This window comes from Pseudomonas sp. 2FG (genome assembly GCF_005502935.1).
Classification (GTDB): domain Bacteria; phylum Pseudomonadota; class Gammaproteobacteria; order Pseudomonadales; family Pseudomonadaceae; genus Aquipseudomonas.
On sequence record NZ_SCMP01000001.1, the window covers coordinates 303,932 to 326,025 of the forward strand.

Annotated in this window: 20 protein-coding genes and 1 pseudogene; 10 read left to right on the plus strand and 11 right to left on the minus strand. The window is 61.0% G+C overall.

Features of this window, described 5'->3' with window-relative positions; translation table 11 throughout:
* Window positions 1–397: 397 nt before the first annotated feature.
* Both FFS13_RS01340 and FFS13_RS01345 read left to right on the plus strand, forming a co-directional pair.
* A complete protein-coding gene (locus FFS13_RS01340; protein WP_137817327.1) occupies window positions 398–1,741 on the plus strand; it encodes an NCS2 family permease in 1,344 nt (447 codons plus the stop codon).
* Between the two features lie 87 nt (window positions 1,742–1,828).
* On the plus strand, window positions 1,829–2,455 hold the full coding sequence (locus FFS13_RS01345; RefSeq protein ID WP_137817328.1) for a LysE family translocator: 627 nt from the start codon (window positions 1,829–1,831) through the stop codon (window positions 2,453–2,455).
* A gap of 207 nt (window positions 2,456–2,662) precedes the next feature.
* Here FFS13_RS01345 and FFS13_RS01350 read toward each other — a convergent pair whose 3' ends face one another.
* From FFS13_RS01350 to uraH, 5 genes are all read right to left on the minus strand, one after another.
* Window positions 2,663–4,216 carry an amino acid permease gene (locus tag FFS13_RS01350; protein WP_137817329.1) on the minus strand — a complete coding sequence of 518 codons (1,554 nt, stop codon included), beginning with the start codon at window positions 4,214–4,216 and terminating at the stop codon, window positions 2,663–2,665.
* Between the two features lie 163 nt (window positions 4,217–4,379).
* Complete coding sequence (locus FFS13_RS01355) at window positions 4,380–5,540, minus strand: iron-containing alcohol dehydrogenase (protein WP_137817421.1); 1,161 nt, start codon at window positions 5,538–5,540, stop codon at window positions 4,380–4,382.
* Window positions 5,541–5,592: 52 nt separating this feature from the next.
* A complete protein-coding gene (locus FFS13_RS01360) occupies window positions 5,593–6,984 on the minus strand; it encodes an aldehyde dehydrogenase family protein (RefSeq protein WP_137817330.1) in 1,392 nt (463 codons plus the stop codon).
* Window positions 6,985–6,991: 7 nt separating this feature from the next.
* Window positions 6,992–8,365, minus strand: a complete 1,374-nt coding sequence (locus FFS13_RS01365) for a glutamine synthetase family protein (protein ID WP_137817331.1) — start codon at window positions 8,363–8,365, stop codon at window positions 6,992–6,994.
* 653 nt (window positions 8,366–9,018) lie between these two features.
* Window positions 9,019–9,372 (minus strand): hydroxyisourate hydrolase, encoded by a 354-nt coding sequence (uraH, locus tag FFS13_RS01370; RefSeq protein WP_137817332.1) that lies wholly within the window; start codon window positions 9,370–9,372, stop codon window positions 9,019–9,021.
* A 429-nt stretch (window positions 9,373–9,801) separates the two neighbouring features.
* On the opposite strand from uraH, the gene puuE reads away from it, so the two are divergent.
* The 7 genes and pseudogenes from puuE to FFS13_RS01405 all read left to right on the plus strand — a co-directional run bounded on the left by puuE (window position 9,802) and on the right by FFS13_RS01405 (window position 15,929).
* Complete coding sequence (puuE, locus tag FFS13_RS01375; RefSeq protein ID WP_137817333.1) at window positions 9,802–10,746, plus strand: allantoinase PuuE; 945 nt, start codon at window positions 9,802–9,804, stop codon at window positions 10,744–10,746.
* A complete protein-coding gene (gene uraD, locus FFS13_RS01380) occupies window positions 10,743–11,258 on the plus strand; it encodes a 2-oxo-4-hydroxy-4-carboxy-5-ureidoimidazoline decarboxylase (RefSeq protein ID WP_137817334.1) in 516 nt (171 codons plus the stop codon). The genes puuE and uraD overlap by 4 nt, the downstream gene beginning before the upstream one ends.
* Before the next feature lie 50 nt (window positions 11,259–11,308).
* On the plus strand, window positions 11,309–12,304 hold the full coding sequence (alc, locus tag FFS13_RS01385) for an allantoicase (RefSeq protein WP_137817335.1): 996 nt from the start codon (window positions 11,309–11,311) through the stop codon (window positions 12,302–12,304).
* Window positions 12,305–12,405: 101 nt separating this feature from the next.
* The gene (locus FFS13_RS01390; protein WP_137817336.1) at window positions 12,406–12,909 is read left to right on the plus strand and encodes an ureidoglycolate lyase; all 504 of its coding nucleotides are present in this window, start codon (window positions 12,406–12,408) and stop codon (window positions 12,907–12,909) included.
* A gap of 51 nt (window positions 12,910–12,960) precedes the next feature.
* The gene (locus tag FFS13_RS01395) at window positions 12,961–14,268 is read left to right on the plus strand and encodes a urate hydroxylase PuuD (RefSeq protein ID WP_137817337.1); all 1,308 of its coding nucleotides are present in this window, start codon (window positions 12,961–12,963) and stop codon (window positions 14,266–14,268) included.
* 316 nt (window positions 14,269–14,584) lie between these two features.
* Window positions 14,585–14,881: pseudogene (locus FFS13_RS01400) on the plus strand (solute carrier family 23 protein); the annotation flags it as partial.
* A gap of 184 nt (window positions 14,882–15,065) precedes the next feature.
* On the plus strand, window positions 15,066–15,929 hold the full coding sequence (locus FFS13_RS01405; protein WP_137817338.1) for an outer membrane protein OmpK: 864 nt from the start codon (window positions 15,066–15,068) through the stop codon (window positions 15,927–15,929).
* 185 nt (window positions 15,930–16,114) lie between these two features.
* Here FFS13_RS01405 and FFS13_RS01410 read toward each other — a convergent pair whose 3' ends face one another.
* The 5 genes from FFS13_RS01410 to moaA all read right to left on the minus strand — a co-directional run bounded on the left by FFS13_RS01410 (window position 16,115) and on the right by moaA (window position 20,322).
* Complete coding sequence (locus tag FFS13_RS01410) at window positions 16,115–16,552, minus strand: group II truncated hemoglobin (RefSeq protein ID WP_137817339.1); 438 nt, start codon at window positions 16,550–16,552, stop codon at window positions 16,115–16,117.
* Between the two features lie 160 nt (window positions 16,553–16,712).
* Window positions 16,713–17,462: an alpha/beta fold hydrolase gene (locus FFS13_RS01415; protein WP_137817340.1), complete on the minus strand. Its 750-nt coding sequence runs from the start codon at window positions 17,460–17,462 to the stop codon at window positions 16,713–16,715.
* Between the two features lie 322 nt (window positions 17,463–17,784).
* A complete protein-coding gene (locus tag FFS13_RS01420; protein ID WP_137817341.1) occupies window positions 17,785–18,111 on the minus strand; it encodes a hypothetical protein in 327 nt (108 codons plus the stop codon).
* Window positions 18,112–18,416: 305 nt separating this feature from the next.
* Window positions 18,417–19,238 (minus strand): ABC transporter substrate-binding protein, encoded by an 822-nt coding sequence (locus FFS13_RS01425; RefSeq protein WP_137817342.1) that lies wholly within the window; start codon window positions 19,236–19,238, stop codon window positions 18,417–18,419.
* A gap of 88 nt (window positions 19,239–19,326) precedes the next feature.
* A complete protein-coding gene (gene moaA, locus FFS13_RS01430) occupies window positions 19,327–20,322 on the minus strand; it encodes a GTP 3',8-cyclase MoaA (protein WP_137817343.1) in 996 nt (331 codons plus the stop codon).
* Window positions 20,323–20,568: 246 nt separating this feature from the next.
* On the opposite strand from moaA, the gene FFS13_RS01435 reads away from it, so the two are divergent.
* The gene (locus FFS13_RS01435; RefSeq protein WP_137817344.1) at window positions 20,569–21,210 is read left to right on the plus strand and encodes a TetR/AcrR family transcriptional regulator; all 642 of its coding nucleotides are present in this window, start codon (window positions 20,569–20,571) and stop codon (window positions 21,208–21,210) included.
* An 89-nt stretch (window positions 21,211–21,299) separates the two neighbouring features.
* Here FFS13_RS01435 and FFS13_RS01440 read toward each other — a convergent pair whose 3' ends face one another.
* Window positions 21,300–21,731: a heme-binding protein gene (locus FFS13_RS01440; RefSeq protein WP_137817345.1), complete on the minus strand. Its 432-nt coding sequence runs from the start codon at window positions 21,729–21,731 to the stop codon at window positions 21,300–21,302.
* Window positions 21,732–22,094: the final 363 nt, after the last annotated feature.

The following is a 22,094-nucleotide window of genomic DNA, read 5'->3' on the forward strand; positions in this document are numbered from 1 at the left end:
AGAAAAAATCTCTCTACGCATGGCGTTTTCCCGCTATGGCTTCGCGATTTATGCCGCTTAAACCCGCCACAAGCAGTCCACAACGCGCCTTAAAGTCCTCACGAAAAATTCTATCTATATGTTTTTAAAGGAATTTATATAAATAGTGAGGCTCGATTGTCGCGCACAATCCATCTCTCCATATATCCACAATCCAGCGGTGCGATTTACGCAACAGTGAAAACATTATTTGCTTTTTTTGTATACAAACGCATAATCCGGCTCGTGTGACTTCCTGACTAGAGAGTCAACAAACCGAACCAGCAAGCGCACCATCCATACCACCTGCCTCAGAGAGCCGCTGCAGCAACACCACCGGCTCTCGGTGAACAAATACAAGAGATGAGGAGTACCCGCTGTGGAAAGCACTAAACAAGAACAAATATATGCCGCGAACCCCGCTAGCCCTGGCCTGCTTGAACGTCTGTTCAAACTGAGCCTGCATGGCACCACAGTCAAAACCGAGCTAGCCGCCGGCCTGACTACCTTCATCACCATGGCCTACATCATTTTCGTTAACCCCAACATCATGGCCGATGCCGGCATCGACCACGGTGCGGCGTTCGTCGCCACCTGTATCGCCGCTGCCTTCGGTTGCTTCCTGATGGGCCTCTACGCCAACTGGCCGGTTGGCCTGGCACCGGGCATGGGCCTCAACGCGTTCTTCACCTACACCGTGGTCGGCACCATGGGTTACAGCTGGCAGATCGCCCTCGGCGCGGTGTTCCTCTCCGGCATCCTGTTCATGATCCTGACCTTCACGAATATTCGTGAATGGCTGCTCAATAGCATCCCCAGCAGCCTGCGCTTTGCGATGGGCGCCGGGGTCGGGTTGTTCCTCGGTCTGATCGGTCTGAAAACCGCCGGCATCGTGGTCGCCAGCCCGGCCACGCTGATCAAGCTGGGTGACCTGACCTCCGCCGGCCCACTGCTGGCGGCGATCTGCTTCCTGATGATCGCCGTGCTCGAGCACCACCGCGTGTTCGGTGGCATCCTGATCAGCATCCTCACCGTCACGCTGGCGGGCTGGGGTCTGGGGCTGGTCGAGTTCGGCGGGTTCTTCTCCATGCCGCCGAGCATCGCGCCGACCTGGCTGGCGATGGATATTTCCGGTGCCCTCAACGTCGGCATGATCAGCGTTATCCTGGCCTTCCTCTTCGTGCATATGTTCGACACCGCCGGCACCCTGATGGGCGTGGCGCAACGCGCCAAGCTGGTCGATAAAAACGGTCACATCGAGAACCTGAGCAAGGCGATGAAGGCCGACAGCACCTCTAGCGCACTCGGCGCCCTGGTCGGCTGCCCGCCGGTCACCAGCTATGTGGAAAGTGCCGCAGGCGTCGCTGCCGGTGGTCGTACCGGCCTGACCGCGGTCACTGTCGGCGTGCTGTTCATCGCCGCGATGTTCTTCGCCCCGCTGGCCGGGATGATTCCGGCCTACGCCACCGCTGGCGCGCTGATCTATGTGGCGATGCTGATGATGAGCGGCATGGCGCACATCGACTGGGAAGACCACACCAACACCATCCCGGCCATTATCACCGTGGTGATGATGCCGCTGACTTTCTCGGTCACCGATGGTCTGGCCCTGGGCTTCATCACCTTCGTGGCACTGAAGTTGTTTACTGGCAAGCGCCAGGAAATTTCCGTCAGCCTCTATGCACTGGCAGCCATCTGTATTGCCAAGTTCATCTTCCTGTAAGGTTTAACTCGGCGACAGCAAGCCTCAGCGCTCCGGCGCTGGGGCTTTTCTGCATCTGGAGAGAAGCAACAGCTGGAGAAAAGTAAAATGAGCCTGGAAACCTGGCTGCTGTTCAGCAGCGCCGCGCTGATCGTGATTCTGATCCCCGGTCCACTGTCCTTGCTGATGGTCAGCAACAGCCTGAACTATGGGCTGCGCCGCTCCTTGCCGGCCTTTCTCGGCGGCGTCAGCGCCTCGATCTGCCTGCTCAGCGCCTCCGCCCTCGGGCTCGGTGCCTTGCTGCTCGCCTCGGAAAGACTCTTCAGCGGGTTGAAAATCGTCGGTGCGCTCTATCTGTTCTATCTCGCCTGGCAAAGTTGGGGCGAATCGCGCCAGGCGGCCAAACCGGCGAACGCCGAAGAGCAGCCAGTCAACCCAAGTTGGCGCAGCATGTTCTGGAAGGCCTTTGGTCTGGGCGCCAGCAACCCGAAGGACATCCTGTTTTTCGCCGCCTTCTTGCCGCAATTCATCAGCTCCGAGCGCCCGCTACTGACGCAACTGCTGATGATGATCGCCACCTGGACAGTGCTCGACCTGGCCAGCAAGCTGTTCTACGGCCTGAGCGCACGCGGCGCCGCGCGCTTTCTGCGCTCAGGCAAGGGGCAGGTGTGGTTCAACCGGATCAGCGCGGGGCTGTTCGCCGGGGCGGGTACGGCTTCATTGCTGAGTCGTTAAGCCGCTTGGAGCCAGGAGCTGGCCCTGGTCGGGCGCGCCCCCCCAACAAAGCCCCGGCCATGCACGACTGACTAGCGGGCATTCGCGCATGCCTGGCACTCGAGCGTTAACCTGAACTCGCCGGGCGGCACAAAGAAACGGGGCGCTGAGCGCCCCGTTTTGCATCGCGCTGACCAGCGCTCCCTTTCTTGTCCAAAGCCGCTTCAGCTACTTGTCCAAAGCCGCTTCAGCGGCGGCGATCTCCGCCTGACGCTTGGCGATCATATCGCCCACGGGTGGGCCCTGGAAGCGTCGCGCTTCGAAGGCGAACCAGACGATTGCCGTCAGGATCAGAAAGCCGATGGTGATGTACAACGCCCAATCGTTCGGCGGCTGAATGCCGATGACGAAGATCAGCACCATCGAGAGGATCGAGAGGATCGCGAACAACGAGTACAGCCCGCGCCCCAGGTTCCACGGCCCCATGGTTGGCCACTTCGAGGTGCCGAAGGTGAACAGGCCGAGCACTATGGGAATGATGAAGGAGAAGAACAGGAAGATCACCGTACAGGACACGACTATCGTGTAGACCGGCGTCTCGCCGATAGATACCAGGGACGACCCCCAGACGAACAGCACCGCCAGAATCGCCCCGGTCCAGATTGCCGCCACCGGGCTGCGATGGGTGGCTGAGACCTTGGCCAGTGCTTTCGAGCAGGGTAGGCCGCCGTCGCGCGAGAACGCGAAGATCATGCGCGAGACCGAGGTCACGGTGGCCAACCCGCAGAGAAACTGCGAGATGAAAATCGCGAGGTAAAGCACCATCTTGATGGTCGGATTCACCTGAGTATCCATCCCCCAGAAGAACACGTTCCAGCCCTGCTTCGCCGCCTCATCCATGCTCGGCAGCATGAGTACGAAGGAGCAGAGCATGACCCAGCCGAATAGCAACGACCAGACCACCGACATCACCATGCCACGCGGCACCGAATGGGCTGCCTGGTGGGTCTCCTCGGAGGTATGCGCGGAGGCGTCATAACCGGTGATGGTGTAGATCGGCAAGAGCAGGCCGAGCATGAAGATCCAACTGTTCGAGACTTGGGGCCAGACGTTGCCGCCGGCCTCGCCGGAATAGTTGCCGAAGGTCACCAGCCGGACGAATTCATAGCTGGGCGCCGCTATCAGGCAGACGAGGGTCAGCGCGATCGCCGTGGCGAAGATCAGATAGCCCGAAAAGTCGGTGAGTTTCGCGGTCAAGCCGATGCCGAAGTGGTTACACAACGCCTGGATGCCGGTCAGGATCGCCAGGAAAATGATCCGTGTGGTGATGGTGTCTTCCATTCCCAGGGCCGGTCCGAAGGCGCCGAAAAAGAAGTAATAGGTGCCGACGTTGATCGCGCCGAGCACGGTCACCAGCCCCAGCAGGTTGAACCAGGCTGTCAGCCAGCCGGTGAAGCGGTTACCGAGGATCGAGCCCCAGTGATAGAGGCCGCCTGCGGTTGGATAGGCCGAGGATATCTGCGCCATGGCCATGGCGAAAACGCCGGAGATCATGCAGCCGAGCGGCCAGCCGATGCCGATAGCCGCGCCGCCCGCACCTGAGGTGCCCTGCGCCAGCGAATTGATGCCGCCCGAGAGGATGCAGATGATCGAAAAGGAAATGGCAAAGTTGGAGAAAACGCCCATTCGTCGCGAGAGTTCCTGGGCATAGCCCATGCTGTGCAACAACTTGACGTCGTCGTCTTGTGGCGCGGTGGCGCCGGGTTGGCTTACTGGACTCATAATGTGTGCCCCTTAGTAGGTTTTGATGCACATCTATCCGCGTTGTGCGTTGCCGAATGGGCTGGCTTCGCTTCTGCCTGCTACTCGACCCCTTGTCGTACTGCTCCTGCTAAAACCCATCCATGCTGCGTGCTCGAACCAAGGCCATGGACAGACGACTGCTCTAAATCCGGCCGTGGAAAGCCGCGGCGAAAATCTCGGCGGCACCTTCCCGCGTCAAGGGGCGTGGGTTGCCGGCGGCGGAAGGGTCGACAATCGCCATGTCGGCGATCAGATCGGCCTGCCGGTCATCCACCCCCAGCTCAGGCAGCGTATGGGGCACGCCGATGTCCTTGCGCAGCTTGAGCACGAAGGCCAGGAAACTGTCGAAGCCCGGGGCCGGCAGGCGCAGGTAAGCCGCCAGGCGCGTGATACGTTCCTCGATGGCGGCACGATTGAACTGCAACACATAGGGCATGAAGGTGGCATTGGTCATGCCGTGATGGGTGTCGTACAGGGCGCCCACCGGATGCGCGAGCGCGTGCATGCCGCCCAGGCCTTTCTGGAATGCGGTGGCACCCATCGCCGCGGCGGCCAGCATTTGCGCCCGCGCGTCGAGGTCGGAGGGGGTGCGTACCGCCCGCACCAGGGCATTGGCCACCAGGCGTATGCCTTCCACCGCGATGCCGTCGGCCATGGGATGGAAACCCGGCGCGCAGTAGGCCTCCAGGCAATGGGCAAAGGCATCCATGCCGGTGCCGGCGGTGATCTTCGCTGGCATGCCGACGCTCAGGGCCGGGTCGCTGATGACCACGCGCGGCATCATCTTCGGATGGAAGATGATGCGCTTGGTGTGCGTGCGCTCGTCGATGATCACCGCCGCACGGCCCACTTCGGAACCGGTACCGGCGGTGGTCGGCACAGCTATGACTGGGGCAATGCCGCCTTCGTCGGCGCGCGTCCAGTAATCGCCTATGTCTTCGAAATCCCACACCGGCCGGGTCTGGCCGCTCATGAAGGCGATGAGCTTGCCCATATCCAGGCCGCTGCCGCCGCCGAAGGCGACCACACCATCGTGCTTGCCGGCACGGTAGGCATCGAGCCCCCCAGCCAGGTTGGCTTCGATCGGATTGGGTTTGAGGTCGGAAAACAGCGCCACCGCGAGGCCGCCGGCGCGCAAAGACTCCAGCGTCGCCGTGGTGATCGGCGCGCGCGCCAGGCCACTGTCGGTGACTAGCAGCGGTCGTTGGATACCTTGACTGCGACAGGTCTCGACCAGCTCGGCGATACGGCCGACGCCGAAGCGGATGCTCGTGGGGTAGTTCCAGTTGGCGGTCAGGCTCATGCTCAGAACCTCTTCAATATCTGCTGCGCTCGCGACGATCTTGAACATGTTCTTAGATCTCGTGGCGCAGATGGAAAGATTTCGGCCGGGTCAGGGTTTCGTAGCCGAGGCGCGACAGCGTGGCGCCGCGGCCGCTGTTCTTCACCCCGGTCCAGGCCAGGGCCGGGTCCAGGTAGTCGCAGCGATTCATGAAGACGGTGCCGGTGGCGATCTCGTCGCCGATACGTTCGGCCGCCTCGAGATCCTGAGTCCAGATGGACGCGCTGAGGCCGAACTCGCTGTCGTTCATCAAGGCGATGGCTTCTTCGTCGCTGGCCACCGGCATGATGCCGACCACCGGGCCGAAGCTCTCATCGCGCATCACCGACATCCGATGGGTGACGTCCACCAGCACCTGCGGCGCGAGGTAGGCGCTGCCCGGTGCATCGGCGGGAAAGGTCTTTGCATCGATCAGCGCCTTGGCCCCCAACGCCAGCGCTTCGGCGATCTGCCCACGGACGAATTCGGCGGCACCCGGATTGATCAGCGGGCCGAGGGTAGTGGCCTCGTCCAACGGATTGCCGAGCACGTATTGGCGGGTCAAGGCGACGAAGCGCTCGACGAAGGCCGGGTAAATTTTCTCATCGACATAGATACGCTCGATGGCGCAGCAGCTCTGCCCGGAGTTGAAGAAGCTGCCGTCCACCAGGTTTTCCACCGCCTGTTCGAGGTTGGCGTCGGCCCGCACGTAGGCCGGATCTTTGCCGCCGAGCTCCAGCCCCAGGCCGAGGAAGCGACCCGCAGCGGCTAGCTCCATCGCCTTGCCGGCGCCGACCGAGCCGGTGAAGTTCACCTGCTGCACCCGCCCGGAGGCGATGATCGCGGCGGTCTGCCCATGCTCGAGCAGCAGGTTGTGGAACAACCCCGCTGGCAGATTGGCGCGGCGCAACGCCTCGGCGAAACGCTCGCCGACCAGCAGCGTTTGCGAGGCGTGCTTGAGGATCACGCTGTTGCCGGCCATCAGCGCCGGGATGATTGAGTTCACCGCCGTCAGGTAGGGGTAATTCCAGGGTGCGATGACCAGCACGGTGCCCAGCGGTTCGCGCTTGATATGGCGACGAAAACCCGCGATTGGGGAGGGTTCGACTGTAGCCAGGGCTTCAGGCGCGATGGCGATCATATGGCGGGCGCGCTCTTCGAAGCCGCGTAGCTCGCCCGCGCCAAAACACACCGGGCGGCCCATCTGCCAGGCCAATTCCGGCACGATCTCATCGCGCATCGCCAGCATCGCGTCCACCGCGGCGCTGCAATAGGCGGCACGCTCGGCGAGTGGCCGGCGCTGCCATTGCGCCTGGGCGGCTGAGGCAGCCGCCAGCGCGAGCTCGATCTGCGCCGCATCGGCACAGCGGCGTTCGGCGTAGACCCGGCCATCGACCGGTGAGATGAGTTGCATCATCGCCGTCATAGGTTTCTCAATAGCGCTCGAAGCCGCGCCGCAGTTCCCAGTCGGTTATCCGCCGGTCATATTCCTTCTGCTCCCAGTCGGCGGTGTGCGCATAGTGGTCGATCACTTCGTCGCCGAACGCCTGCCGCAACATGGCCGATGCCCTGAGCGCAGCGGTGGCATCGCGCAGGGTCTTCGACACTTCCGGCAACTGCTCGTCGAGGTAGGCATCGCCCTCGTAGGGCGCCGCCAGGCTGAGCTGTTCGTCGATGCCGGCCAGGCCCGCGGCGATCAAGGCGGCGAAGGCCAGATAGGGATTGAGGTCGGCGCCGCCGATGCGGCACTCCATGCGGATGGCCTTGCTGCCTTCGGCGCACAAACGGAAGCCGGCGGTGCGATTGTCCCGGCTCCACACCGCCCGCGTCGGCGCGAAGGTGCCGGCCTGGAAGCGCTTGTACGAGTTGATATAGGGCGCGAGAAAATAGGTGATGTCGTTGGCGTATTTGAGCTGTCCGGCAACCCAGGAGCGCATCAGCTTCGACATGCCGAATTCGGCCTTGGGGTCGAAGAACAGCGGCTTCTTGGCACTCTTGTCCCACAGCGAACCGTGGATATGGCCGCTGGAGCCGGCCAGGTCGTAGCGCCACTTGGCCATGAAGGTGATCGCCTTGCCCTGCAGCTGCGCGATCTCTTTGCAGGCATGTTTGATGATGACGTGGCGGTCGGCCATGGTCAGGGCGTCGGCATAACGGACGTTGATCTCCTCCTGGCCCGGCCCCCATTCGCCCTTGGAGTTTTCCACCGGAACGCCGGATGCCTGCAGATGCTTGCGGATCGCCCGCAGCACCGGCTCCTCGCGGGTGGTCTGCAGGATGTTGTAATCCTCGATGTAGTGGCCGGCCGTCTTCGGGTTCTGGTAGTTCTTGTTGTGAACCGCCTCGTAGCTCTCGTCGAACAGGTAGAACTCCAGTTCAGAGGCAAACATGCCGGTGTAGCCACGCTCGCGCAGGCGCTCTACCTGCTTTTTCAGGATTGCCCGCGGGCTGTGGGGCAAGTCCCGCCTATGGTGGTGATCGAGCACATCGCAGAGCACCAGCGCCGTGCACTCCAGCCAAGGCACGCGGCGCAAGGTGGCCATGTCGGGCTTCAGCACGAAATCGCCATAGCCCTTAGACCAACTGGCGGCGGCGTAACCCGGCACCGGCTCCATGTCGATGTCGTCGGCCAGCAGGTAATTACAGCAGTGGGTTTCTTCATGGCCGCTGTCGAGGAAAAACTCGACCTGGAAGCGCTTGCCGACCAGGCGCCCCTGCATATCGACCATGCAGGCCAATACCGTGTCGATCTCGCCGCTAGCGGCAGCACGCTTGAGTTCATCGAAGCTGAGCAGAGGCTCGGTCATGAAGTTAGTCCTGATCTGTTCGAGTTGCCGGTTTGCTGGAGATTCAGGGATTACTGACATGCACTGCTGAGTCCTTGCCACTACTGGCACTATGACTCGATGAAAAAAGCTTAGACCACTCCGGCCGTTCGTCAGGCTCGGCGCTTAAATGCTGGTGCGGGTCGTGCTCGCCGGGGATGCCGGTCAGTGCGCACAGCGCCACCGACCAGCAGGGACTGGCGGCGGGCTCGCGTCAACAGAACCTAGCGGGAATGACGGGGATACTTGGGGATAGCAGAGTTTTCGTGGCGCCTGGTAAAAAAGCAGTAGCGGACGGAGCGGCGTCCGCCTCCAAACCAGGAGTCGGCCAGTACCCAATTCGCTGCCAAGCCAACGGGATAGGACTGGCCCTAAGCCCGCCTAGCCGCCGACAAATAGAGAACGAAAAAAAGCCCGCAGTGTGAGCGGGCTAAAAACTCTTCCAAAGGAGTCGAGGGTAACCGTGCTCGCGGCCTAATGGCCTGTACGGCTAGTTGGTTAACTCAAGTTCGGATGCCTGGAGCCCTGAGACAAGGCGCGGCGACGAGCCATAGCAGGGCTATGGCGAGGAGCGGCAACGCCGTATCGGGGTTTCAGGCGCCGAAATTGACTAATTGAACTAGCCACACAGGCCACTAACTACCGCGGTAGGTGGAATAGCTGTAAGGCGAAATCAGCAGCGGTACGTGGTAGTGATCCTGTTCGGCGCTGATGCCGAAGCGCAGCACTACAACATCCAAGAAGGCTGGGTTGGGCAACTCGACTCCACGGGCACGGTAGTAGTCACCGGCGTGGAACTGCAGCTGGTAGACCCCGCTGACGTAGTCAGCGCCCTGCAGGATCGGCGCATCGCAGCGGCCATCGTGGTTGGTCAGCACGGTTGCAATCAGCTCCAGCCGTTCGGCCTCGACCCGATACAACTCGACCTTGATCGCGCTGCCAGGGCAGCCGTGCGCGGCATCCAATACATGCGTCGTTAAACGTCCCATTGGTTCAGGGCATCTGCGCGCACTCTACGCTCGCCGAGCGAACACACAGACACCACGCCTCCTTTACTCAGTTGAATTCGGTACGCCGCACAGGCCACAGCCCCGGCGCGAGCCCAGCATAACATGTCGCCTGTAAAATATAGGACACTTTAATTTAAAATTGTACACAATAATTTTACCTGTAGCCGGCATGAATCCGAGCCTCGCCTTTACCATAGGGTCTAGCGCTCTCAGCCCCTTCCCGCTTAAAGCGGCAACGCCTGAGCACCCAGCTATTCTGTCCGCGAGCACATTGCAGCGAGAAACAGTGAAATTTTAGATTTACAAAACCCCATTCACTTTGTATACAATCATCCCATCACGATCGCCCACGCCCGAACCCCTCAGGCACCCACAGCGATCGCAACATCTATAAGAAGGAAGACTGCAGTGAGCGCTGACTACCCTCGCGACCTGATCGGTTACGGCAACAACCCTCCCCATCCGCACTGGCCGGGCGACGCGCGCCTGGCGATCTCCTTCGTGCTGAATTACGAGGAAGGCGGCGAGCGCAACATCCTCCACGGCGATCAAGAATCCGAAGCCTTCCTCTCCGAGATGGTCTCCGCGCAGCCGCTGCAAGGCGCGCGCAACATGAGCATGGAATCGCTCTACGAATACGGTAGCCGTACCGGCGTCTGGCGCATCCTCAAACTGTTCAAGAAGTTCGATATCCCGCTGACCGTCTTCGCCGTGGCCATGGCCGCCCAGCGCCATCCGGAGCTGATCCGCGCCATGGCCGCCGCCGGCCACGAGATCTGCAGCCACGGCTACCGCTGGATCGACTATCAGTACATGGACGAGGCCCAGGAACGCGAGCACATGCTCGAAGCCATCCGCATCCTCACCGAGATCACCGGGGAGCGTCCGCTGGGCTGGTACACCGGCCGCACCGGCCCGAATACCCGCCGCCTGGTGATGGAGGAAGGTGGCTTCCTCTATGACTCCGACACCTACGACGACGACCTACCCTACTGGGAAAGCAACAACCCGACTGGCAACGCGCACCTGGTGATTCCCTACACCCTGGACACCAATGACATGCGCTTCACCCAGGTGCAGGGCTTCAACAGCGGCGACGACTTCTATACCTATCTGAAAGACGCCTTCGACGTGCTCTACGCAGAAGGTGCCGAGGCGCCGAAGATGCTGTCCATCGGCCTGCACTGCCGCTTGATCGGCCGGCCGGCGCGCCTGGCGGCCCTGCAACGTTTCATCGAATACGCGCAAAGCCATGAGCAGGTCTGGTTCACCCGCCGCGTCGATATCGCCCGCCACTGGCACGCGAAATATCCTTTTCAAAAGCAGCCTTGCAAACAGGAGAGCTCTAAATGAGCCGCTTCCAGACCCTGACACCTTCGCAGCTAACCCGCGAAGCCTTCGTCGCGGCCTTCGCCGACATCTACGAACACTCGCCCTGGGTCGCCGAAAAGGCTTTTGACCTGGGCCTGGATGCCAGCATTGACACTATCGACGGCCTGCACCAACGCATGGCCGATATCCTGCTGAGCGCCGACAAGGCCGCGCAACTGGCCCTGATCAATGCCCACCCGGATCTGGCCGGTAAAGCCGCGGTGCGCGGTGAACTGACCCAGGCCAGCACCTCGGAGCAATCCGGTGCCGGCATCCACGAATGCACGGCCGAAGAGTTTCAGCGCTTCACCGAGCTGAACGACGCCTACAAGGCGAAGTTCGCGTTTCCCTTCATCATGGCGGTTAAAGGCAGCAATCGGCACCAGATCCTGGCGGCATTCGAAGAGCGCATTCATAACTCGACGGACGCCGAGTTCACCCGGGCGCTGGCCGAGATCAACAAGATCGCGCTGTTCCGGCTGCAAACCCTGTAAGCCACAGACAGGCCGCCACCTCTCCCGCCCCTAAGTAAGGCAGACAACCAATGAAAGCTTACGCCGTACCCTTCGAGAAGTTCGTCAACCTCGCCGATGCCCGCCTCGGCACCCAAGCCATCTCCGTCACCGATGACTGGTTCGCCGACGTCAACCGCCTGTTCCAGCCGACCCCGGCGGTGTGGAAAGAAGGCGTGTTCGATGACAACGGCAAGTGGATGGATGGCTGGGAGTCGCGCCGCAAGCGCTTCGAAGGTTACGACAGCGCCGTGATCCGCCTGGGTGTGCCGGGTTCGATCAAGGGTGTGGATATCGACACCAGCTTCTTCACCGGCAACTTCCCGCCGTCCGCCTCCCTCGAAGCCTGCTTCGTGGTCGAAGGCGACCCGAGCGAAGCGACCCAGTGGACCGAAGTGCTGAGCGCCGTCGAGCTGCAAGGCAACAGCCACCACTACCACGATATCAACAACGACCAGGCCTGGACCCACCTGCGCTTCAACATCTACCCGGACGGTGGCGTAGCCCGTCTGCGCGTCTACGGCATCCCGTTCCGCGACTGGTCCTCGGTGGGCGGCAACGAACAGCTCGACCTGGCTAGCGCCCTGAACGGCGGCCGCGCCCTGGCCTGCTCGGACGAACACTTCGGGCGCATGAGCAACATCCTCAACCCGGGCCGCGGCATCAACATGGGCGACGGCTGGGAAACCGCGCGCCGCCGTACGCCGGGCAACGACTGGGTGATAGTTGCCCTCGGTCACCCGGGCGAGATCCAGCGCATCGTGGTCGACACCCTACACTTCAAAGGCAACTACCCGGACAGCTGCTCGATTCAGGCGGCCTTTGTCAAAGGCGGCACCGACAGCCAGATCGAGACCCAAAGCCTGTTCTGGCGCGAACTGCTGCCGAACCAGAAGCTCTCGATGCACGCCGAGCATGAGTTCGCCGAGCAGATCAAGGCCCTCGGCCCGGTGACGCACGTGCGCATCAACGTGTTCCCCGATGGTGGTATCAGCCGTCTGCGCCTGTTCGGCAAAGTGGCGAAGTAAACAGCCTCCGTCGTTCCCGCGAACGCGGGAACCCAGAATCCCTGGATCCCCGCGTTCGCGGGGATGACGAGTATTTGAAACCTACGATAAGCAGAACCAACATGCGTACCCTGAAAATCGAGCCGCTGAGCAAAGAAGCCTTCGCCCCCTTCGGTGATGTCATCGAAACCGAAGGCAGCGATCACTTCATGATCAACAACGGTTCCACTCGCCGCTATCACAAACTGGCCACGGTCGAGACCGCGCAGCCGGAGGATAAGGCGATCATCAGCATCTTCAGCGCCCAAGCCCTGGACATGCCGGTGAGCATACGCATGCTGGAGCGTCATCCGCTGGGCAGCCAGGCCTTCATACCGCTGCTCGGCAACCCCTTTCTGATCGTGGTCGCGCCACTTGGCGACGCACCTGAATCAGAGTTAGTCCGGGCCTTCCGCAGTAATGGCAGGCAGGGCGTCAATTACCATCGCGGCGTCTGGCACCACCCGGTGCTGACGATCGAAAAGCGGGATGACTTCCTGGTGGTTGATCGCAGTGGTTCTGGCAACAACTGCGATGAGCATTTTTTTACCGAGGATGAGTGTTTGCTCCTCACCCCCCACCAATAAGAGAAGACCTGGAAGCCGGCGTGCCGGTGACAGGTGAAAGAGGAAAAGACTGTGGAAGCACATCTGATTGAATGGCTGAATCTGAGCATTCGCTGGGTACACATGATCACCGGCATCGCCTGGATCGGTGCCTCGTTCTATTTCGTCTGGTTGGAAAACAACCTGAATCGCGTCAACCCTCGGGATGGGCTGGCCGGCGACCTGTGGGCGATCCACGGTGGCGGCATCTATCACCTGGAAAAGTACAAGCTGGCTCCGCCGAAAATGCCGGACAACCTGCATTGGTTCAAATGGGAAGCCTATTTCACCTGGATGTCGGGTGTCGCACTGTTGATGGTGGTCTATTACCTCAACCCGAGCCTGTACCTGATCGCCCCCGGCAGTGACATGGCACCGGCCATCGCCATCGCCATCGGCCTCGGCTCGCTGGTTGCAGGCTATGTGGCGTACCACTTCCTCTGCGACTCGGCCCTGGGCAAACAACCGGCCCTGCTCGGTGCGGTGCTGTTCGTCCTGCTGATCGCTGCGGCTTATGGCTTCAGCATCATCTTCAGTGGCCGCGCAGCCTACCTGCATGTCGGCGCCATCATCGGCACCATCATGGTCGGCAACGTGTTCTTCACCATCATGCCGGCACAACGCGCGCTGGTTAAGGCCATCGAAGAGAACCGCACGCCGGACCCGGCCCTACCGGCCAAGGGTCTGCTGCGTTCGCGCCACAACAACTACTTCACCCTGCCGGTGCTGTTCATCATGATCAGCAACCACTTCCCGAGCACTTACGGCAGCCAGTACAACTGGCTGATCCTGGCCGGGATCGCGGTGTTGGCGGTGTTGGTGCGTCACTACTTCAACACCCGTCACGACAGCAACAAGTTCGCCTGGACCCTGCCAGCCGGCGCACTGGGCATGATCTGCCTGGCCTTCGTCACCGGCCCGAGCCTGAAGTCGACCAGCCCTGCGGTGGCGAAAACCGCAGTCATCGAATACGCGCCCATTCCGGCAACCGCGATCAGCGGCGCCAAGCCCGCAGCGACAACCCCTGCCGCACCGGCTAAGGCGCCAGCAGCAGCCAGCGCCGCACCGACTCAAGCCGCCGCCGGTTTCGACAAAGTGCATAGCGTGATTCAAGAGCGTTGCACCGTCTGTCACTCGGCCAAGCCGACCAGCCCGATGTTCAGCAGCGCACCTGCCGGGGTGATGTTCGATACCCCGCAGCAGATCCAGCAGCTGGCGGCGAAGATCCAGGCCCAGGCTGTCGCCACGCAAACCATGCCGCTGGGCAACATCACCCAGATGACTCAGGAGGAGCGCGACCTGATCGGCGCCTGGATTGCCGGAGGCGCTCAGACCAACTGATCCATTTGCTGAAGGTCACCCCCTCTCCCTAGCCTCTCCCCAATGGGGAGAGGCGGCGCGCCATCGGCGTCCATCCCTGTATTTCCCAGCTACACCGCCCCCCGCTAGCAGTCCTTCCCCGCCTTCACTCCCGCCCGAAAAATCGCCCAAAATTCTGTACACAATTATCAAATAAATTGTTATTCAAAATGTCCACAACTAGTTATAGTCTTCGCAACCTGACCGATCGAACAGCTTTGCCGTTCGATCAGGCGAGGGGAGCAATAGCCCTCTCGCGTAAGCCCATGACCGAATAAAAATAATTGGCAGGCTAACCATGACCACACCCGCTAGCTCACGTAGCAACAACGGCTCCGACCTTATCTATGGCCTGGAAGACCGGCCGCACTTCAGCGCAGCGATCTTCGCCGCCCTGCAACAGGTGCTGGCGAGCTTCGGCGGCATCGTCACCCTGATCATCGGTGGCGCCCTCGGCCTGCTGAGTGAGGCGCCCTACCCGATCAGCATGGCGCTGTTCGTTTCCGGCCTCGGCACCTTCATCCAGGCGCGCCGCTTCGCCCCGGTGGGCTCCGACCTGCTCTGCCTGCAAGGCATGCGCCTGTCCGCCATCAGCAACCCAAGCCTAGCGAACCCCCTAACCCGGCCAGCACCCACCAGCCTATCGAGCTGAGGCATGGGGCGCCGGTCCCCTCTTCACCCCTGGAGACGGCCAACGCACTAACCTGCAACGCACGTCAGTGCAGCGGCCAACGCTCGGGATGAGAAGCCCTGTAAACCACTACAACAAGGAAAACCGTATGAACCTGAAGCACCTACCACACTGCCTCGCCCTGTCAGCTGGTCTGTTTACCGGTAGCCAGGCGGCCATCGCCGGCGACCTGCTGCACTGGCAAGACAATAGCCTGACCTACCTGAATGGCAGCAACTTCAACGAAATGAACTTCGACGCCGAAGAACAGCGCTCGCAAACTACCTATAGCTTCGAGCACGCCAGCGGCTGGAAGTGGGGCGACATCTTTGCCTTCTACGACTACATCGATGCGGACAACCTCCAGTACGGCGGCAGCTTTGAGCAGGGCACCTTCCATGCCAGTGAGAACGACAGCTTCTACTACATGGAGATTAATCCCCGGGTCAGCGGCAGCTGGCTGACCGGCCAAAGCCTCTCGGTCGGCCCGCTGAAGGACGTCCTGGCCGCCTTCGTGTATGAAAAAGGCAATGGCGGCCCCGGCACCGAAAACTACCTGTACGGTATTGGTCTGGACTGGAATGTGCCCGGCTTCGCCTTCCTACAGACCAACCTGTATCGGGTCAAGATCAACGACCACGTGTTCTTCGCCGACACCAGCGGCCCAGGCTATGCCGAGCAGCTGACCGTCGCTGGCGCCTACCCCTTCAGCGTCGGCAAGCAGAGCTTCGTCGTCGACGGCTACATCGATTGGCGCAGCCCTTCCAAGGATGCCGGCACCCAGACCTCGCTCGGCTCCTCGATCCAGGTCAAATGGGATGCGGGCAAGGCCCTGTTCGGCGAAGAGCGCACACTCTACGTCGGCACCGAGCTGAACATGTGGCACAACAAGTACGGCCTCAAACCCGTCGACGGCTCCGGCGATGGTTTCGACCAGGCTGCCGTACAGGCGCTGGTGAAATACCACTTCTAAAGCGCTTGGCCGCTGCCGGGTAGGCGGCAACGGCTAACACCAAGGGGGATGGCGCCTGGCGCCATCCCCCTTTTCTATTCCTCACGATCACCCCCACGCTGGAGCGAGGGAATCATCAATAACGGCGCCCTTCTGCTGGTCCATCGAATGCGACTGAGCCGGCGACCAGCAAACGCTGCAAAGGCTTAAGACTCTTTGCGGCCATGCAAGATACCGCTCGCTTGCACTATACGCTCAGCCGGCACCCGCAACTGCGCCAGCAAATACTGGGCAAACTCCGGCGAGTATGGCTGCCGGGCGATGGCTCTTTGCATACAGAGCAACCACGCATCGCGCTCCCCCTCGCCAATCGGCCAACGCGCATGGAACTGCGGAATATTGATGGCCCCGTAGTTCTCCGCATACAGTCGCGGCCCGCCCAGCCAACCACACAAGAAACTCGCCAGCTTATTGCGGGCCAGATCCAGGCTCGTGCCGTGCATTTGCCTGACGCTGGCGACGTCGCTTGCTTCATCCATGATTCGATAAAAATCGTCGACCAACCTGTTGATACCTTCGATACCGCCGGCCGCCAGGAAAGACGCATCGCCGACGCCGAAAACGGGGGTTGTACTGGAGGACATGGTTGGGTACCCGATGATTAATTCAAGACTTCCATCGTACCCCACGCTCCGGCGTGGGTACGCAGCCCAAGAGGCTCTGCGTCTGCTCAACCGACCGACACCTCGTCGGACATGAGAGGCGTGAACCGGCTTGCCGGGGCGCCTCCCCTCGATGGAAGGGTTAGGTTTCTTGGAGCAATTTCTTTACCGTGGTAGCAAAGCCGCTAGGATTCTCGAGCATCATCATATGCCCAGTGTGAGGAATCACGGTGAAGCTCGCCGCCTCAAGAAGGGCCCAGTCTTGAACATCCCAGCCCGAGCACGAACGCTCACCGGCTACAAGATGAACTCGATGCTGAGAGAAGACGGTGCGGAGCTTTGCGAGATAGTCGGCTGAGCCCGTCTCCTCGACGACCGATTGCGCCATCGCACGTACCGTTGAGGCCGGTTGCTGGGACAACCAACGGATTCCGACGTCCAGAAAGTGGGGTTCCGCTGCTATTCCTGAGCGAGCGAGCCACGCCTTGGGGTCTTGGCGGAAACCATCGAGCATTTGATCGGCCTCCGTCGGCGACATCCGTGCCACTGAGGATGACCAGAACGCATCCCTCAGTGTGAAGTTGCCTTCCACGCTAACGAGACTGTTTACCCGGTCCTTGAATGAGTGCGCGTAAAGTGCAGCTATCGCGCCGCCAATGGAGTGCCCGACCAAGTGCACGGGTTCGACCCCGAAGTTCCTTTCGATGGTTTCGCGCAAGTGGGCGAGTTGCGCGGAAACGCTCAGGTCGCTCGGAGGCACCTCGCGCAGAGAGCCGTAGCCGAGAAGATCTGGAGCAAGAGCTCTACCGGGTCCGAAGAACTGCACTAGGTTGGGAACCTGAAGCGTACCCATGAGTCCGTGAATAAAGACAACGGGGGAAGATGAGCTCATTCGGATTGACCAGGCGGGTTGAGACAGCTGGAAGAGAAATGAAGAGCGAACGCGACAGCGCGAGACAAGTCTCCGTGCCTGCGGGGCGATTCCTTTCGCAGGTTGCGAGCGAACCTACCAGCGCCAATAGCAAAAGGCCAGCCCACCAAAGTAGGCTGGCCGGAAGTGTTGAGCAGTATCGGGGAGTGAGCATGGAGAACGGGCTGACCGGCTACTGGCCGGCCCGGCAGGGGGTATTACCTTGCTAGCAGAGATCGTTCCAACAGAGAGATAAAAGCGGTAGCGCCGAGATCGCCGTTTTCAGCGCCGCCCGAACAACCGATCAATCATCGTCATCGCGCTCACACTTGACTTCTTTCTTGTACTCATCGCGCTTGGCCTCGATCTTGACCTTGCAGGCGCCCTCCCAGAACTCGTCTTTCCACTCGCCACGGCGCCAGCGGGCGCCGCGACCGTTCGGGCACTTGATCTCTTCCTTGTATTCATCGTCGTGGGACTCGAGTTTTACCTTGCACGGGCCCTCCCAGAACTCGTCCTTCCACTCACCGCCCTCGCGTCCGCCTCGCCAGTGATCGGCTAACGCTGGAGTCAGCATGTCTGAGCCAATCGCAGCCACTACCCACATGCCAAGCATGGGCTTCATGCTCATCTCACCACCTCCGCAATAAAAGACGCCGCAAGGCAGGCCGAGCTTGCCCCTAGCCCACCGTTTCAGCGTCTTGAGGACAACGGTTAGCCTGCCGAGCAATACGACAACAATCTCCGGCCGGTTTCTCCGTTAGCCGGATGAAAACAGCCGGCTAATCGTCGGGGAGGTTCGCGAGGCAGCAGCCGTTTTCGAAAACGCTCCCGGCGTTTTTCCTACCGCCTCCGTCCATGGAGTCGCCTACGGCTGACTGCACTTCCCACATCCATGTGGGTCGCAAGCTCGCTCCGAGGAGGAGAAGGAAGTGGTCAGAGACCCGCCGCCTCTTTGGCCTTCTGGCGTTTGAGGAAGTCGACCTTCCACTGCTCCATGCCGATAAATTCCGAATCGAGATTGGCCTCGACTTGGTATTTGGCTTTAAGCGCGGCAATTTCGGCGTGCTGTTCCACCAGGAACTGGTCGAAACGCTGAATCAGTTCGGGGTGTTTAACCGTCGAGAGGTTAAAGGTGCTGCGGGTGTAGGGCAGTTTCGGGTCGAACACCAGGGCGCCCGGGCGGGCGCGGATATTGTCGAGATAGTAGGTGGCGACCACCACGTTGAAGTAGGCGCCGTCGGCGTCTTGCTTCAGCGCTTGCTTGATCATCTGTTGCAGGTCGGCGCCCTGGAACAGCTGGATCTGCTGCGCGGCGATGCGCTCCTGGTAGGCCCAAGGCGTCCAACCATTCACCACCGCCAGGCGTTTCAGCTGTTCCAGGCCTCGGCCCTGCTGTTGCGGGGCGACCAGCACGCCGTCGACGTAATTGACCACGCCCTGGCTGTAGCTCAAGCCCTTGCCAGCTTTTTGCGACTGCGCCCAGTTGGGGTTGTCCGGGTATTTGACGTCCACCTCGCCTTGCAGCAGCGCGGGTAGCAGGCGCTCGACAGGCAGCGCTTTGTACTCCAGTTGCACACCGCTTTTGGCCGCGAACAGGTCGAGCACTTCGCGGCCGAAACCCTCGTAGTTACCCTGCTTATCGGTGCTGTAGTGCGGCAAGAAGGCCAGGTTTTCCACGCCAACCACATAGGTTTGCGCCTGGGCGCTGGTGGAGAGCAGAACGGCTAACAGACTGCAGACGAGCTTAGGCTTCACAACAAACCTCCTGGTTAGTGGCTTCGATTGACTCGAACAGAGATAAGTAGCCGCGCGCGTGCGTGGCCGGGGAATTTTTCGATGCGGCTTAGCCGCCGGTCATGCTCATAAACCTCAAGACCTGCACTTGCTCTTCAACCTGGAAGTGATGGCGCTCCGGCTTGAGTTGCAGGGCGTTTTGCAGGGCTTCGCGCAGGCGCTGGCTATCGCCCGGGTGGGCGCGCAGCAGGGCTTTTAGATCGAGGGCACCTTCATGGCCGAGGCAGAGCACCAGCTTGCCCTCGGCGGTCACCCGCACGCGATTGCAGTCGCCGCAAAAGTTATGGCTGTGCGGGGAGATGAAGCCGACCCGAGTCTCGCTGCCGACCACCTGCCAGTAGCGCGATGGCCCGCCGGTGACGCGGCTGCTGCGCACCAGCGCGTAGCCTTGCTCGATGCGCTCGCGCACCTCGGCACTGGAGCAGAAGGTCTCTTCGCGCTTGTGGCTGGAGATGCTGCCCAGCGGCATCTCTTCGATAAAGCTGATATCCAGCCCGCGCTCGACGGCGAACTCGACCAGATCGAGCACTTCGTCATCGTTGCGACCTTTCTGCACCACGCTGTTCAGTTTGATCCGGCTAAAACCTGCCGCCCGCGCCGCTTCGATGCCGGCCAGCACTTGCTCGAGCTTGTCGCGCCGGGTGAAGGCGGCAAAACGTTCGCGCTGCAGGGAATCGAGGCTGATATTCAGGCGTTTGACGCCGGCGGCGCGCAGTTGCGGCGCCATCTGGTAGAGCTGTGAGCCGTTGCTGGTGATCGCCAGGTCTTCCAGTTCGGGCCGTGCGCCCAAGCGCTCAAGCAGGCCGAGCAGCCCTTTGCGCACCAGCGGCTCACCGCCGGTAATGCGGATGCGTTTAACCCCGAGACCGATAAAGGCATCGGCCACGGTATAGAGCTCTTCCAGGCTGAGGATCTGTTCGCGAGGGGCGAAGACCATGTCTTCGCTCATGCAGTAGGTGCAGCGAAAGTCGCAGCGGTCGGTGACCGACAGACGCAGGTAGGTAATACGCCGACCGAAGGGGTCGACCAACTGGGTGTTGGGCAAGGCGGGTCTCCTAGTGCTCAAGGCGCCGAGACGTTATTGTTATTGACCGACTGGTCAGGAATGTAACCAGAAAACCCCCAGCGCGTATACAAAAAGTTTCGCCCACATTTCCTGCCGTCTCTCTGTGCAGGAAACCCCAGGCAAGCACGGCGCCGTTGGCTTGAGCCTCGCGCGAGGCCGGTGCTACCATGCCCGACCGCCCGTCCCCCCTCCTCTGCGCGGTGTACACAGCAAAAGAGTCGTTAAATGACCAGCATTCGCGAGCGCAATAAAGAGTTAATTCTGCGCGCGGCCAGTGAAGAGTTCGCCGACAAAGGCTTTGCCGCGACCAAGACCAGCGATATCGCCGCCAAGGCGGGGCTGCCCAAGCCCAACGTTTATTACTACTTCAGGTCGAAAGAGAACCTCTACCGCGAGGTGCTGGAAAGCATCATCGAACCGCTATTGCAGGCCTCCGCGCCGTTCAACGAAGGCGGTCAGCCGGCTGAGGTGTTGACGGCCTATATCCGCTCGAAGATTCGCATCTCCCGCGATCTGGCTTACGCCTCCAAGGTGTTCGCCAGCGAGATCATGCACGGCGCGCCGCACCTGTCGGCAGAACAAACCGCACAGCTCAACGGGCAGGCCAAGCACAACATCAGCTGCATCCAGGCGTGGATCGATCAGGGCTTGATGGCCAAAGTCGACCCCAACCATTTGCTGTTCAGCATCTGGGCGGCGACCCAGACCTACGCGGACTTCGACTGGCAAATCTCCACCGTCACCGGCAAAGCCAGCCTCGACGATGCCGATTACGAAGCGGCTGCCGAGACCGTCATTCGCCTGGTGATCAAGGGCTGCGAGATCGACGAAAGCAGCGAAAAGCCGGCAGTTAAAGTCACCGGCTAACTCACCCTTCTCCTTCGCTAAAGAATGTCCCGCGAGCGAGCGGACTTCATCGCCGCCATATGGCTAAAGCCGCTCCACAGGCTATGGCTCTAGCCCGCATCCGCCACCAGGCCAACCGCCAGCACCCCATTGATCGCGCATTGTTCGTCGATGTCGGAGGTGTCGCCGCTGATGCCGATGGCACCGATCACCGCGTTTTCCGCATTGCGGATCAGCACGCCACCTGGCGCCGGGATCAGGTTGCCCTGCGCCAAGGTGTTGACCGCCGAAATAAAGCTCGGGCGCTGCTGCGCGTCATTGGCGATCAGCCGTGAGGCCTTGCCCAGCGCCACGGCGCCCCAAGCTTTGCCGATGGCGATTTGCGGGCGCAGCATGCTCGCGCCGTCCTCGCGCAGCAGCGTGATCAGGTGGCCGCCCGCGTCCAGCACCGCAATGGTCAGCGGCGCGGCGGAGATGGCACGACCGGCCGCCAGCGCTTGATTGGTGATGCTGGTCGCGGTTTCCAGTGTTAAAGCGCTCATGTTCAGCCCTTCTTTTGCTAGTGAGAAATCGGAAAGAAACGCGCCCGCCGGTGCTGCCAAGCAGGACAGCTGCCACTGCGCACGGCTGCCCGGAAAAGCGGGCCGAGCCGAACGGACGCAATCAAAAGCTCGAAGCAAATATCCCACCGAAAACAAAAAACGCAATAGACAGATACAATCTAAAAGCATTTTGTATACACAACTTCAAGCCACAGCCCATGCGCCTGCCGCGCGCCCGCTCAAACGGCTGTTTCAAAAGATTTTTCGCTGCAGCGCTTTGCCAGAGAAAAAATGTTGACCGCAAAGTCATGAGCTGAATAGAATCCAACACCGTAAGTTGTATACAATTTAAGAACAAAAGAG